We start from the raw sequence: 13,801 nt of genomic DNA, 5'->3' as shown, positions 1-13,801 counted from the left end.
GAAAAATAATCTACGGAGATGATGTGTTGTTATTGCTTACTTAGTAGCAAATTCGCACCTGATGCGGCTAAAAACAACGAACATCCGCGATTGAAACGTTTCGCCATTTTTGGATTTGAAAACCAGTGCCTCAAGTACAAACCAAAGATGGCATAGATTGAAATGGCGACCATTTCTAATATCAAAAACGTCGAGCCAAGGGCAAAAAACTGCTCTTGAACGTTGGCATTGGCATCAACAAATTGCGGCAAGAATGCAGTAAAAATAAGTATCGCTTTCGGGTTGCCAGCAGCAAGCGTAAATTCTTGCTTCGCAAGTCCTGCGTAATTGCGCGAATTGTCCAAGTCAGAGATCGGGCTGGACTCTGAACGCCAAAGGTTAAACGCAATCCACAGTAGATACAGCGCTCCTACCAACTTTATTGCCAAAAATAGCATTTCTGACGTATACAAAATCACAGCCAGACCTGATGCAGACAACGCAATCATCGCTGAAAAAGCAGCAATTCTGCCTAAACTGGCCGTAAACGCGGCCCTAAAGCCGTAACAACGCGCATTATTCATTGCCAATAAATTGTTTGGGCCTGGAGCCATATTTAGAGCGAAGCAAGCAGGAATAAAAAGGAGAAGCTGCCAAATATCCATAATAAAATGGTCTTAGTGAGTGATTTTGATCGGTACCCTAACATCTGTTAATAAAGTGAGTAAACCACAAACCGATCTTAAAGCAACTCAGCACCAAATCGTACCGTGCGAGCTTGAACTAACGTGCAGTTCGTTTCAGCCATCAGCTCCGCTAGGGTGATGTTTGGGTTTTGTCTCACCAAACGTATCAACTTCACGTCCAAAGGTTCCAATTTGTCTTGGTGAGCAAGTAGAGCTTGTTCGATCTTGTTGATCGCAAATCGCATCGTCTCTGCTTCTTCGTTTTTGAGATGCTCTAAAAACGCTTTTACATCCAAAGCCTCGCCCGAGATTTGCCAGTGACGAGATCGTCTAATTCGCTTAAGATCGCACTGTTTTTCTGCTGCGAGTGTTTTCGCTCGCTTGGCATGGTCGCCCCCAATACGGTGAATCAAGGATGGGAGCGAAATCGTAATCTTCGTCTCTTTCATGGCCTTTTCTTTCATCGTCTTAGCCCTCAACCACCGACACATTCTCGCCAACCCATGCCAGCAACTGTTTTGCCGCTTTGGATAACACCTGATTTTGACGCACGATGTAGCCGAAATCAGTGTTTGGAAAACTTGGCAAAGGCGTAACTTCACGAGAAAGCTTTAATCTCGGATCGAGCGAGAAATCCGGCACAATAGCAGTCCCAAACCCCGCTTCCGCCCAGTCGATTTGTGCTTCCACACTGCCCACTTCCATCACGCGATGCTTAGGCAGATTTAGTTCAGGTAAAGACGCATCAATCAGCTCTCGGGTTCGAGTATCGTGCCCTAGCAGGATCAGCGTCTGGCTCTCTTTTCGATTGTCTTGCCACTCAAAAATGTTATCGCCAAACGCACACCAGTGAATCTGCGTGAGAGGCGTAAAATGCAGCGGTTGACTCTCTTTTTGTGCGATAACAAAGCCGATATCGGCACGCGCACTTTTCACCAAATCCACCGCTTGAGAAGATGTGGTATTGAACAATGCCAAGTCGATCCCCGGATATTCACTTTTGAATTGCTGAAATGGTTTGATAAGCAGTAAACGTGAAACAATATCGCTCGCCGCAATAGAAAGCGTCCCCTGCGTAAGATCGTTGATGGCATTGAGATCCGACTGACAAATTTGCAGCTCATTGAGCATCCGCTGCGCCGTAGCTAACAAACGCTTCCCCGCTTGCGTCAACTGCACAGGATTTCGCTCAATCAATTTCGTGCGCGTGGCTTGCTCCAACTGCTTGATATGCAAACTTACGTTCGGCTGTGTCATGTGGAGTTCCGTCGCTGTTTTACCAAAGTGTTTTACCTCTGCAAGAGTTACGAAGGTTCGCAGCCAGTTCAAATCTAACATTGCCAATTCCGATATGAGATTCTTATCAAGTTAATGAGTATAATTAATTTCTCTTATTATGGCGAACACCTTAAGATTTTTGCATCTGTTTTTGGAGATTAAATTATGTCGTCTATCGTTGTTGTGGGTGCAAACTGGGGTGATGAAGGCAAAGGCCGCATCGTTGACTTTTTGGCAGAGCAAGCTTCTGCGAGCATTCGTTTCCAAGGTGGTAACAACGCGGGTCACACCGTGGTTAACGATCTAGGTACGTTTAAGCTGCACCAGCTACCAAGTGGCGTATTCAACCCAGACTGTTTGGCAGTGTTAGGTCCGGGTATGGTTATCAGCCCTGCGTTGCTGTCTCAGGAGATTGCGGAAGTTGAAGAAGCAGGCGTAAAAGTGAATATGTGCATCTCAGATCGCGCAACACTGTGTCTACCGCTACACGCACTAGAAGATACGCTAGAAGAACAACGTTTAGGCGACAAAGCATACGGTTCAACTCGTCAAGGTATTGCACCTGCTTACGGTGACCGCGTAATGAAGAAAGGCATCCTAGTTGGTTGGTTGAAGCAACCAGAAGTATTGGTTGAACGCCTTCAATTCATGATGGATTGGAAACTGCCGCAACTGCGTGCACTTTACCCGACGTTCGAGTTTGAACAAACCGCTGAAGAACTGGCGAACTGGCTGCTAGAAGTCTCTGCACCTTGGCGCGATTCAATTTGCAACGTAACGCTTCCTCTAAAAGAACTACAAGCGAAAGACAAAACTCTATTGTTCGAAGCGCAGCTTGGCGCGGGTCGTGACCTTGTTTACGGTGAGTACCCTTGGACAACATCTTCTAACGTTGTATCAATGTACGCGGGTATCGGTAGTGGCCTTCCGGCACTTCGTCCTGAACGCGTTATTGCGGTTGCAAAAGCCTTCAGCTCATCAGTGGGTACTGGTACGTTGATCACTGCAATGGAAGAGCAAGACGCTTTCCGCGAACTTGCTGGCGAGTTCGGTGCAACTACGGGTCGTCCACGCGACATGGGCTACTTCGACGCAGTCGCTACGAAAAATGGCGTTGAACTGCAAGCAGCAACTGAAATTGCACTAACGAAAGTAGACTGTTTGACTGGCCTTAACGATCTGAAAATCTGTGTTGGCTACGAAGGCGACCACAGCGAAAACCCAATCTGGCCTCAAACTGCCTCTCTTGCGCCAATCTACGAGAAGATGGAAAGCTGGAGCGAGGACATCACAGGTTGTCGTAAGTTTGAAGAGCTTCCAGTAGCAGCACAGAAATACGTTCTACGCATTGAGGAACTCATGGGCGTACCAGTAAAAATGGTGTCTGTGGGTCCTGGTCGTGAACAAATGATTATGCGATAAGATGTGAATTAACACATCATTGGCAAGCGGCTTTTATCTGTTCCGGGGTAAAGCCGCTTTTTTTTACACTGTAAACTTTGAAAAATTGCACGGCTAAATTCATGTTTAGTAACCTCATCACGAGACTCCTACCTCCTTTATTTATAAATCAATAAATTATAGGGCTTAACACGTTGTGCACGTTACTAGCACATCTCACTTGTTAAAGAAGCACGTCAATTAGGTTAACTGGTTGATTTGATATTCTTTAAGTGATTAGTTGATCACGATCTTCATCTGCAATTTGTTGAACTAGTACTCAAAAAATCTAACCCGCTGTTTTTAGGATAGATGAGTTCCCCAACATCCAACCTAACAGCAGGTGATTCCCATGACGAAAAATCTTTTCCGCCTCAGTACGATAACCCTTGGTTTGTGCCTTAGTTCTTTGTCTTTCGCGCAATCCGATCTTCCGAACATTAAAATTCTTGCCACTGGCGGCACCATAGCAGGCGCAGGTCAATCTGCAACAGAGTCAAACTACACAGCAGGTAAAGTCGGCGTTGAATCATTGATTTCTGCGGTGCCGAGTATGACCAACATTGCCGATATTTCTGGAGAGCAAGTGGTCAGTATCGGTTCACAAGATATGAATGATGAAGTGTGGCTAAAATTATCGAAAAGAGTTAATGAGCTACTCGCTCAAGATGATGTTGACGGCATCGTCATTACTCATGGTACGGATACGTTAGAGGAAACCGCTTACTTCCTTGATCTGACCGTCAAGAGCAAAAAGCCTGTCGTGATCGTCGGTGCAATGCGTCCTTCCACCGCAATGAGTGCTGATGGACCAGTCAACTTATACAATGCAGTCGTAACAGCCACCGATGAAGATTCAGAAGGACGTGGCGTGCTAGTCGCAATGAATGACACGATTTTCGATGCGCGAGATGTGACAAAAACCAATACAACCTCCGTCAGCACTTTCCAGTCACCCAACTTTGGTGCTATCGGCTACATTCATAATAGCGATGCTAAATATCAACGAAGCCCAGAGCGTAAACATACGACAGAAACCCCATTCGATGTATCAAAGCTTACTAAGTTGCCTAAGGTCGGTATTGTTTATAACTATGCAAATGCCTCCAATTTGCCAGTGAAAGCCTTTGTGGATGCGAAGTTTGACGGCATCGTAAGTGCTGGTGTCGGTAATGGTAACTTGTACCACACTGTGTTTGATGAGCTAGAGAAAGCGAGTAAAGATGGCGTTATTGTTGTAAGAAGCTCCCGAACGCCTAGCGGCTCAACCACTTTGGATGCTGAAATTGATGACGAAAAATACGGCTTTGTTGCCGCTGGTACATTGAACCCACAAAAAGCACGTATCTTACTGATGCTGTCACTGACTCAGACCAAAAACTATCAAGACATCCAAAAGATGTTCCAATACTATTAATTCTGTCTAAGGTTCATTCGATAGAGGAGGTACACACCTTACCTCCTCTTACACATAGCGACATGAGCATCTCTTGTTAGCCAAACAAGCGACGCTTCATTCCTGCTTTTTCCAGAATACGCGTAGTAATTTCCTCAACAGACAGAGAGGACGTATTGATATATGGGATCGCCTCTCTTCTAAACAACGCCTCAACAGTGTCTAGCTCCAGCTTGCACTGCTCTGTGCTAGCGTAATCACTTCCAGACAAACGATTTTCACGGATTTCAGTCAAGCGCTCGGGATCGATAGTCAGCCCAAACAACTTATGACGATGGATCTCAAACTCAGGCAACAAACGCATCATCTTCACATCTTCCGCAATGAACGGATAGTTCACAACACGTAAACCAAATTGCATCGCCATGTACAAGCTAGTCGGCGTTTTTCCGCTGCGCGATACTCCCAGCAGGATAATATCGGCTTGTTCCAACCCTTTTAGCGTGATGCCATCATCATGCGCCAATGTGTATTCAATAGCCGCAATACGGTCAAAATAGGTGTCGGAATCTTTCCCCACACTGCGAGAACGCTGCAACTTAGGCTTTGGTGCCATCTGAATGTCGTCTTGCACTTTCTGCACAATACTCTCCAACACATCGTAACTGTATGCCGGCGCTTCAAGCAGCATTTCACGTACTTCTGGAACAACAATTGAGAAAAAGACCAGAGGTTTGACGCCATTGCGCTGGTAGGAAGTTTCAATTTCTTTGACTACGTCAGTAGCTTTGTCCTGGCTTTCTACAAACGGAAAGGTTTTTTCGTTAGGAATGAACGGAAATTGACCGAGAACAACATGCCCTAATGTCTCACATGTTATCGCCGTACCGTCAGAAACATAGAACACATCACGACTTTGGTTATTTATTTGCATTTCTGTTTAATTTTTCAAAATCTTTTGAGTAGGATGGTACACATAATATTAATAAATCAGTTTGGCTTTCAGTTAGGTTCACCACAGCTTTAAAAATTCTTTTGAATTTTTTTCAGCCAGAACGTAATCGTTTGCCTTTGATATCAATCTGAATGAAGCAATGTATGGTCAACGTGTAATAACAGCCAACATGCGATTGTTTAGATCGATTTAAGTCCCCCTACTAAGCTGCAATGTTTCTGGAGAAAGACATGCAAAAGAACACCCTCTGGTTCAATGGCCTATCCATGGATGATGTCGACAAAGTCGGCGGTAAGAATGCTTCACTTGGCGAAATGGTATCTAACCTAGCAAACGCAGGCGTTTCTGTACCAAATGGTTTTGCGACAACCTCATACGCGTTTAACCAATTCCTTGACCACGAAGGTTTGGATGAGCGTATTCACCAATTACTCGATGAACTAGACGTTGAAGATGTAGAAGCTCTGCGTAAGACAGGTGCAAACATTCGTCAATGGGTATTAGAGGCCCCTTTCCCTGCGGACCTTGAACAAGAAATTCGTGAAAATTACCAAGAACTGATCGAAGGCAATCCTGAGCTTTCAGTCGCAGTTCGTTCATCTGCTACGGCAGAAGACCTACCTGATGCTTCTTTTGCTGGTCAGCAAGAAACGTTTTTGAACGTGAAAGGCATCGACGCAGTACTAGAAGCAACTAAGCACGTTTACGCTTCTCTATTTAACGACCGTGCGATTTCTTACCGCGTTCACCAAGGGTTCGACCACCGTGGCATCTCGCTATCTGCGGGTATCCAACGTATGGTGCGTTCAGATAAAGCCTCGTCGGGTGTTATGTTTACACTAGACACTGAATCGGGTTTCGACCAAGTTGTCTTCATCACCTCTTCATGGGGTCTAGGCGAGATGGTCGTTCAAGGTGCAGTAAACCCTGACGAGTTCTACGTTCACAAGCCAATGCTTGAAGCAGGCGAACACCCAATCGTTAAGAAAACATTTGGTTCTAAGTTGATCAAAATGATCTACTCAGATAACCAAGAAATCGGCAAACAAGTTGATATCGTTGATACTTCTGATGAAGAGCGCAACACGTTCTCATTGAACGACGACGAGATCAAAGAGCTCGCAAAACAAGCAATGATCATCGAAAAGCACTATCAGCGTCCAATGGACATTGAATGGGCAAAAGATGGCATTGATGGCAAGCTGTACATTGTTCAAGCGCGTCCTGAAACCGTATGTTCACAAACGGAACAAAACGTGATTGAGCGCTACGAGCTACAAAACAAAGCGGATGTTTTAGTTGAAGGTCGTGCAATCGGTCAGCGCATCGGTAAAGGCGTGGTTCGCTTGGTTGACTCTCTGGACCAAATGTCTTTAGTCCAAGAAGGTGACGTGCTAGTTACAGACATGACTGACCCAGATTGGGAACCAGTGATGAAAAAAGCATCTGCAATCGTAACCAACCGTGGTGGCCGTACTTGCCACGCAGCCATCATCGCTCGTGAGCTTGGTATTCCTGCAATCGTTGGCTGTGGCGATGCGACAAGCAAGTTAACCGATGGTGCAACCGTGACCGTATCTTGTTCTGAAGGTGAAACGGGCTACGTTTACCAAGGTGAACTTGAATTTGATGTAAAACGCTCTTCTGTTGATGAACTGCCACTGCTACCAACAAAAGTGATGATGAACGTGGGTAACCCTGATCGTGCGTTTGACTTCGCACAAATTCCAAATGAAGGTGTTGGTCTTGCTCGTCTTGAATTCATCATCAATAAGATGATTGGTATCCACCCGAAAGCATTACTTAACTTTGATGCACAAAGCGATGAGCTAAAAGCAGAAATCACTCAGCGTATTCGTGGTTACAAAGATCCTATCGATTTCTACGTAAGCAAACTGACAGAAGGTATCGCAACCATTGCTGCGGCATTTTGGCCGAAACGCGTTATTGTTCGTATGTCTGACTTTAAGTCTAACGAATACAGCAACTTGGTTGGCGGTAAAGCATACGAACCGCATGAAGAAAACCCAATGCTTGGCTTCCGTGGCGCGTCTCGTTACATTTCTCCAGTGTTTGAAGACTGCTTCGAGCTAGAAACTCAAGCAATCAAACGCGTTCGTAACGAAATGGGTCTGAAAAACGTTGAAATCATGATCCCATTTGTTCGTACACCAAGCGAAGCAGCATCAGTGATTGATTTGCTAGCGAAGTTTGATCTGCGCCGTGGCGATCAGGGTCTTAAAGTCATCATGATGTGCGAACTGCCATCCAACGCGGTCCTTGCCGATGAGTTCTTAAAGTACTTTGATGGCTTCTCGATTGGCTCAAACGACATGACTCAGCTAACGCTTGGACTTGATCGTGACTCTGGCGATGTTGCACATCTATTTGATGAGCGTAACCCAGCGGTTAAGGTGATGCTTCAGATGGCGATTGATGCAGCAACAAAAGCAGGCAAATACGTTGGTATTTGTGGTCAAGGCCCATCAGACCACGACGACTTAGCGGAATGGCTAATGGATCAAGGTATTAGCTCTGTATCACTAAACCCAGATACGGTTATCGATACTTGGTTAAAACTCGGTAAAGTTAGCAGCAAGTAACACACGATAAACTCTAGCCCTCACACTCCCCTTGTGAGGGCTTTGTTATTCACACGTCATTTCACAATCAGTTCGTGATTCCTCTCTCAAGTTCGTCATTTAGTCAATTTCATTATCAAAGTCTGATGACCTAAAATGAATGGTATATCGATAACTCCAGAGAGAATTTGATGAAAAAGCCTATCGCACTCCTTACAACATTGATGCTCCTGGCATCCCCTGCTTATGCCGATTGGGATGAAATTTCCAATAAAATGTCTGAGCTTGGCGACGCAGTTTCTGATACTGCACAAGATGCTTGGGACGATACCAAAGCGTTTTCAAAACAAGCGTGGCAAGATTTCACGAACTGGTCCGAGGAAGCGATCAATACCGCAGGCGAATGGACAGAAGCCAGCATCGAGAAGAGCAAAGAATGGATAGATGCTGCCGACAAAAAAATTGATGAGCTGATGGAAGGCGATACGCCAGAAGAAGCTCGCCAAGCCGTGGACTTAATGGCAGATAGCGCTTTGCTCAAGTTATTTAATGAAAAGCCGGAGGCAAAAGCTATTTACGACAACGCGTACGGCTACGCGGTCTTTGATTCTCGTAAATTATCTTTGCTGTTTCACACCAACTCAGGGTCAGGAGTCGCAGTGAATAAGGAAACAGAAGAACGCACTTATATGAATATGTTTGGTTTGGGCGTTGCACTTGGGGCTGGCGGCAAATTTTACCAACAAGTGGTTCTGTTTGAGAGCAAAGAAGACTTTGATACGTTCGTCAACGAAGGATGGGAGGCCACAAGTGAAGCCTCTGCTGTTGCGGGCGAAGATTCAGAGCAACTTTCAAAACAATTTAACAGCGGCGTCGCCGTCTATCAGTTGAACGCTAAAGGTTTGCTCATCGATGCTAACGTGTCTGGTTCTAAATATTGGGTTAACGAAGAGCTCACTAACTCGCAGTAATGCATAGCAACTAATCGCTTAAATAAAACCGTTGTTATGCACCCTTATCAATAAGTTAACGGGGATATGATTCCTCAAAACTGAGCACTTACGCAACTTTCTCTATGGAAGTCACCAGAAGATGGCGACTTCCCTTTCTCGTTGGATTGCTTTTGGTTATGCTTGCGCAAAACCACCTGCAATTCGGTATCCCATGCCTGACAATAACTTTAATAATCTGCTAGCAGAAGCAATTTCTGCTCTTAACACGCCTAACTTTACTCCTAAACTTATGCGTGTCATTCGCACTCTTTTTCATTTTGATTGCGCAGTTATTTTAGGTTACCGAGAAGGTAAACATCCTATTTATCTCTACGACTCAATTGAGAACGAGCGAGAGTTACTTTTTCAACGCTACCTTACTGACTCATTTCAAAATGACCCTTTTTTTCTCAAACTAAACGAGACAAAGCAACAAGGCGTATTTACGCTCAAAGACGTGGCGCGTAAAGGCGTTGATTTTACTTCCTACTGCGAACAGTTCTACCATCAGACCGGGTGGAAAGACGAACTGAGCATGCTAGTCGAAGTTGAATCTGGCCGTTGGGTCATGCTGTACTTCGGGTATATGAATGATGGAAAATACTTTTCTCAGCAACAAATCAATAAGCTAAAGCCCTATTTCCCGATAATTCAGTCGCTTTGTCAGCAGCATTGGAAACAAACGGAATTTACCTTTTCTGAGCCTGTTTTTGCACAGAGTGCTTATTCTGGCAGTATGCGATTAGCCATTGAGCAAGCTTTAGCAACGTTTGGCGTAGAATCACTCACCCGTCGCGAACAAGAGGTGGCTTCGCTTCTCGCTCAAGGGTTTGACACCAAAGAAATTGCCGCGCGGTTACACTTAGTTCAAGGCACGGTCAAAAATCATCGAAAGCGAATTTACTCGCAATTAAATGTGTCTTCATTGAGTGAGTTATTCCAGCTTTTCCTCAATCACCTCATTCTCCATTCAAGATAAAAAACTGTCCCTTAAGGGATATATCGAGAAAAGGTGTCGCGTTTTAGTCTGAATGTAACAACCACTAAAACAGACAAAAAGAATGACGACACCATTACTGCAAGATTTACAAGATCGCGGCTTGATTGCACAAGCCAGCGATTTGGAAGAAATTCAGACACTTCTCTCACAGCCACAAACCGTTTACTGCGGCTTCGATCCTACAGCTGGCAGCTTACATATCGGCCACCTCGTGCCTTTGATTATGCTTAAGCGCTTTCAAGATGCCGGACACCAAGCTGTTGCCTTGATTGGCGGTGCAACGGGCATGATTGGCGACCCAAGCTTTAAAGCGACTGAGCGCAGTCTGAACTCAGAGGAAATCGTCTCAGGCTGGGTTAACGATCTTTCTAATCAAATTCAGCAGTTGATGAATCACCAACTGGCCAAGCCGATGATCATGGTAAACAACGCTGACTGGATGAAAGCGATCAATGTGATCGACTTCTTCCGCGATGTGGGTAAGCACTTCTCAATCAATACTATGGTCAACCGAGAATCGGTAAAACAACGCCTGCAACGACCTGACCAAGGTATCTCCTTCACCGAATTTAGCTACGCCCTACTGCAATCGTACGATTTTGCCGAGCTAAACCGTCGATACGGTTGCCGTTTGCAAATCGGTGGCAATGACCAATGGGGAAACATCGTCAGCGGGATCGATTTAACTCGCCGTCAAAATGGTGAGCAAGTATTTGGCTTAACTCTGCCGCTGATCACCAAATCCGATGGCACCAAATCCGATGGCACCAAATTTGGCAAAACCGAAGGCGGTGCAGTATGGCTAGATCCTAGCAAAACCTCTCCTTACGCGTTCTACCAGTTCTGGCTTGGCGCAGAAGACGCCGACGTTTACCACTTCTTGCGTTACTACACATTCTTGAGCTGCGAAGAAATTGCCAGCATTGAAGCGCAAGACCAAGCAAGCCAAGGTAAGCCACAAGCACAACGTATTCTCGCTGAAGAAATGACGCGATTTGTTCATGGCGAAGAAGGCCTAGCCAGTGCCGAGCGTATCACTCAAGCTTTATTCAGCGGTAATGTGCAACAACTGAGTTTGGGTGAATTAAAACAGTTGGAGTTGGATGGTTTACCAAGCATTGAGAGCACACAACAAGATTTGGTTGAGCTGTTGATTGAGTCGGGCTTAGCAAGTTCGAAGCGTGTTGCACGCGAACACATCAGCAACAACGCCATCAGTGTAAACGGTGAAAAAGTGGCGGCTGATAACCCGAGTTTAAGCTTCCCACTGTTTGATCAATATTGGTTACTGCAACGCGGTAAAAAGCACTTCTGCCTCGTAAAGCGTGCCGCGTAGCAACACTCGCAGTACAAAACCTATAAAAAAATTCCCCTCACCACTTTCGTGATGAGGGGAATCCAAATTTGAACGATTTTAAGCCTAACAATAGGCAAAGACGTTGCTTATTGCGTTCTTAAACGTTGCCAGTACTTTTCGTAAATCGCTAACGTTTCTGCGCCAACATCATTAATAAACTCGCCTTTTTTCAAGTCTTCTGATGAAGGGAAAATAGTACGGTTGTTTTTCAACTCTTCTGGCAATTTGTCACGCCCAGCGTTCGTTGCCGACGCATAACCCAAACTGGTCACGATTTCCGCTTGGTTCTCTGATTGGTACATGAAGTTAATAAATTTATGCGCCAATGCTTTGTTTTTACTGCCAGACGGAATAGTGAAGTTGTCCATCCACAATACCGCGCCCTCTTCCGGCATCACGAACTTCAGCTCAGGCATTTCAACCTGTCCTTGGAATGCGTTGCCGTTCCATTGCATGCCGACCGATGTTTCACCGGACACGTAAGGGACTTGCGGCGCATCTGAGTTGTACAGTAATACGTTGTTTTTCAGCGCGACTAGAGAATCAAAAGCCTGCTCGATTTCTGCTTCGTCTTTTGTGTTCACGCTATGGCCATTTTTCTTCAGCGCCATACCGAACACATCGCGAACGTCATCAATCAGCATGACTTGTTGTTCGTATTGAGACTCCCATAAGTCTGCCCATTTGGTCACTGGTTGCTCAACCATGGATTCGTTGTAGCTGATCCCGGTAATGCCCCAAATATAAGGCAGCGAGTAATCATTTTTAGGATCGTGCGCTTGGCCAAGTAAACCGTCCATTGTGTCTTGCATGTTTGGCACTTGAGCGTGATCTATTTTCGAAAGCAGCCCTTCTCGCCCCATTTTTTCAATGAAGTACGCAGAAGCAAAAACCACATCGTAGCCAGAACCTTTTAGCAATTTTAGCTTGGTGTACATTGATTCATTATTCTCAAAAGTCGAATAATTAATCGTAATGCCTTCTTGTTTTTCAAACGCTTTTAACGATGCTTCCGGCAAATAGCCACCCCATGCATAAACGTTCAACGTTTTGCTATCTGCATGAGCAAACATGCTGAGCACAAGAGCACTCAGCCCCAATCCTTTGATGATTAATTTCATGGTATGCAATCCAACCAGTCCAGCGACGCGCTGGGATTCGGGTGCATAATTAGGTAATTGTTACCCAATTGAAAGAAAATTTAATTAATCTTTAACAGCAAAAATATTTATCGAATTTATAAAATTAACGCATGTTTTTAATAGCGACTGTGCATACCAAAATGATGAGACATTCCATCTTCCATTCGGCCACCTTTCCAGCCACCAGAACCGAGTAAATTAAGCACATCTTGAGCGGTATAATCGACACCAGCGAAGAAGTCATGCGCCACGTCTGAGCGTATTGCTTGCAACTCTGGTTGGTTTTCCAAATCAAGATCTTGCGGATCCGCATATAATGCCAACGCAATTTTTTGTTGGCACGCGCTTAACTCGCTGGTGCTCGTCTTTACCTGACCAACCGAAAAGTAGTCACGACTGCCGTATCCCACCACCAATCTGGTACTCATTAGTTTAATCACTTTCTTAATGCGGCGACGTTGTATAAATCTCAACATGTTTTGTTATTCCTGTATTAAGTTGGCTATGTCGTATTCTTTTGTTCGAATTAAAACACTCTGTTTTATCCGCGAAATTTCTCTAGCGCTTTTCGCGATGATCGGTTGTATAATACGATTCTGAAATATTTTGTTACGTTACCTCGGTAACCCCTGAGACTGCAACATGAACAACAGCAGATGGGTCGGCTTTATAGGCGGCACGATTGTCTTACTTAGTACCTTTATCCTCTTCGGATCTTCCGTCCACGCTGCTTGGTACCGAATCCCTGCGGAAGCCATTCATGGTATCGCCTTCACTTTGGCTTTTGGTTTAGGGTTAAACAGCCTGCTGGCGTACGCGACGGCAGTGATTACTCTTGCTGCACTATTCTACATTGGCTTTGTCGTTAGCTATCGGGTCCATCAGAAACTTAAATAGTCTTCTGTCTCAACCTGAGCTTAATAACGGATACTTGGTAACTAAAAAGGGAGCAAACGCTCCCTTTTTAGTTATCAGCATGTAGGTGTTCTATGCC

General features: G+C 45.0%; 13 protein-coding genes. 7 read left to right on the top strand and 6 right to left on the bottom strand.

What is annotated here, in order from left to right:
• Nucleotides 1-29 precede the first annotated feature (29 nt).
• From MTF70_RS07695 to MTF70_RS07685, 3 genes are all read right to left on the bottom strand, one after another.
• A complete protein-coding gene (locus tag MTF70_RS07695) occupies nt 30-644 on the bottom strand; it encodes a LysE family translocator (protein WP_017633575.1) in 615 nt (204 codons plus the stop codon).
• A 77-nt stretch (nt 645-721) separates the two neighbouring features.
• Nucleotides 722-1,114, bottom strand: coding sequence for a ribosome recycling factor family protein (locus MTF70_RS07690; RefSeq protein WP_017633574.1), 393 nt, complete (start codon nt 1,112-1,114; stop codon nt 722-724).
• A gap of 19 nt (nt 1,115-1,133) precedes the next feature.
• On the bottom strand, nt 1,134-2,003 hold the full coding sequence (locus tag MTF70_RS07685) for a LysR family transcriptional regulator (protein WP_005373812.1): 870 nt from the start codon (nt 2,001-2,003) through the stop codon (nt 1,134-1,136).
• A 105-nt stretch (nt 2,004-2,108) separates the two neighbouring features.
• On the opposite strand from MTF70_RS07685, the gene MTF70_RS07680 reads away from it, so the two are divergent.
• Together MTF70_RS07680 and ansB are read left to right on the top strand one after the other, a co-directional pair.
• Complete coding sequence (locus MTF70_RS07680; RefSeq protein ID WP_005373814.1) at nt 2,109-3,365, top strand: adenylosuccinate synthase; 1,257 nt, start codon at nt 2,109-2,111, stop codon at nt 3,363-3,365.
• Between the two features lie 370 nt (nt 3,366-3,735).
• Nucleotides 3,736-4,800, top strand: coding sequence for an L-asparaginase 2 (gene ansB, locus MTF70_RS07675; RefSeq protein ID WP_017633573.1), 1,065 nt, complete (start codon nt 3,736-3,738; stop codon nt 4,798-4,800).
• Nucleotides 4,801-4,876: 76 nt separating this feature from the next.
• Here ansB and MTF70_RS07670 read toward each other — a convergent pair whose 3' ends face one another.
• Entirely contained in the window at nt 4,877-5,713 is an 837-nt protein-coding gene (locus MTF70_RS07670) for a pyruvate, water dikinase regulatory protein (RefSeq protein WP_005373820.1), read from the bottom strand.
• 251 nt (nt 5,714-5,964) lie between these two features.
• On the opposite strand from MTF70_RS07670, the gene ppsA reads away from it, so the two are divergent.
• The 4 genes from ppsA to tyrS all read left to right on the top strand — a co-directional run bounded on the left by ppsA (nt 5,965) and on the right by tyrS (nt 11,644).
• Nucleotides 5,965-8,337, top strand: coding sequence for a phosphoenolpyruvate synthase (ppsA, locus tag MTF70_RS07665; protein ID WP_005373822.1), 2,373 nt, complete (start codon nt 5,965-5,967; stop codon nt 8,335-8,337).
• 170 nt (nt 8,338-8,507) lie between these two features.
• Nucleotides 8,508-9,287: a hypothetical protein gene (locus MTF70_RS07660; protein ID WP_005373824.1), complete on the top strand. Its 780-nt coding sequence runs from the start codon at nt 8,508-8,510 to the stop codon at nt 9,285-9,287.
• Nucleotides 9,288-9,480: 193 nt separating this feature from the next.
• Complete coding sequence (locus MTF70_RS07655; protein WP_025767978.1) at nt 9,481-10,287, top strand: helix-turn-helix transcriptional regulator; 807 nt, start codon at nt 9,481-9,483, stop codon at nt 10,285-10,287.
• An 82-nt stretch (nt 10,288-10,369) separates the two neighbouring features.
• Nucleotides 10,370-11,644 carry a tyrosine--tRNA ligase gene (gene tyrS / locus MTF70_RS07650; RefSeq protein ID WP_248393923.1) on the top strand — a complete coding sequence of 425 codons (1,275 nt, stop codon included), beginning with the start codon at nt 10,370-10,372 and terminating at the stop codon, nt 11,642-11,644.
• A 107-nt stretch (nt 11,645-11,751) separates the two neighbouring features.
• On the opposite strand, the gene MTF70_RS07645 is transcribed toward tyrS, so the two are convergent.
• Nucleotides 11,752-12,786, bottom strand: coding sequence for a spermidine/putrescine ABC transporter substrate-binding protein (locus tag MTF70_RS07645; protein WP_054730624.1), 1,035 nt, complete (start codon nt 12,784-12,786; stop codon nt 11,752-11,754).
• A gap of 137 nt (nt 12,787-12,923) precedes the next feature.
• Entirely contained in the window at nt 12,924-13,283 is a 360-nt protein-coding gene (locus MTF70_RS07640; protein WP_054865478.1) for a DUF6559 family protein, read from the bottom strand.
• 166 nt (nt 13,284-13,449) lie between these two features.
• On the opposite strand from MTF70_RS07640, the gene MTF70_RS07635 reads away from it, so the two are divergent.
• Entirely contained in the window at nt 13,450-13,704 is a 255-nt protein-coding gene (locus tag MTF70_RS07635; protein WP_005387084.1) for a hypothetical protein, read from the top strand.
• The last annotated feature ends 97 nt before the right edge of the window (nt 13,705-13,801 follow it).

Origin of the sequence: Vibrio sp. 2CM40D, from assembly GCF_023161825.1 — a bacterium.
In the GTDB taxonomy this organism is placed as follows: domain Bacteria; phylum Pseudomonadota; class Gammaproteobacteria; order Enterobacterales; family Vibrionaceae; genus Vibrio; species Vibrio alginolyticus.
Note: the sequence above shows the minus strand (reverse complement) of the source record. Positions and strands in the feature narration are given on the sequence as shown.

What these genes read in the sequence shown, in the direction of transcription:
- MTF70_RS07640 (WP_054865478.1), bottom strand. Translation starts at nt 13,283, where the DNA reads ATGTTGAGATTTATACAACGTCGCCGCATTAAGAAAGTGATTAAACTA.
- MTF70_RS07685 (WP_005373812.1), bottom strand. Translation starts at nt 2,003, where the DNA reads ATGTTAGATTTGAACTGGCTGCGAACCTTCGTAACTCTTGCAGAGGTA.
- MTF70_RS07695 (WP_017633575.1), bottom strand. Translation starts at nt 644, where the DNA reads ATGGATATTTGGCAGCTTCTCCTTTTTATTCCTGCTTGCTTCGCTCTA.
- MTF70_RS07680 (WP_005373814.1), top strand. Translation starts at nt 2,109, where the DNA reads ATGTCGTCTATCGTTGTTGTGGGTGCAAACTGGGGTGATGAAGGCAAA.
- tyrS (WP_248393923.1), top strand. Translation starts at nt 10,370, where the DNA reads ATGACGACACCATTACTGCAAGATTTACAAGATCGCGGCTTGATTGCA.
- MTF70_RS07635 (WP_005387084.1), top strand. Translation starts at nt 13,450, where the DNA reads ATGAACAACAGCAGATGGGTCGGCTTTATAGGCGGCACGATTGTCTTA.
- MTF70_RS07645 (WP_054730624.1), bottom strand. Translation starts at nt 12,786, where the DNA reads ATGAAATTAATCATCAAAGGATTGGGGCTGAGTGCTCTTGTGCTCAGC.
- ansB (WP_017633573.1), top strand. Translation starts at nt 3,736, where the DNA reads ATGACGAAAAATCTTTTCCGCCTCAGTACGATAACCCTTGGTTTGTGC.
- MTF70_RS07660 (WP_005373824.1), top strand. Translation starts at nt 8,508, where the DNA reads ATGAAAAAGCCTATCGCACTCCTTACAACATTGATGCTCCTGGCATCC.
- ppsA (WP_005373822.1), top strand. Translation starts at nt 5,965, where the DNA reads ATGCAAAAGAACACCCTCTGGTTCAATGGCCTATCCATGGATGATGTC.
- MTF70_RS07670 (WP_005373820.1), bottom strand. Translation starts at nt 5,713, where the DNA reads ATGCAAATAAATAACCAAAGTCGTGATGTGTTCTATGTTTCTGACGGT.
- MTF70_RS07690 (WP_017633574.1), bottom strand. Translation starts at nt 1,114, where the DNA reads ATGAAAGAGACGAAGATTACGATTTCGCTCCCATCCTTGATTCACCGT.
- MTF70_RS07655 (WP_025767978.1), top strand. Translation starts at nt 9,481, where the DNA reads ATGCCTGACAATAACTTTAATAATCTGCTAGCAGAAGCAATTTCTGCT.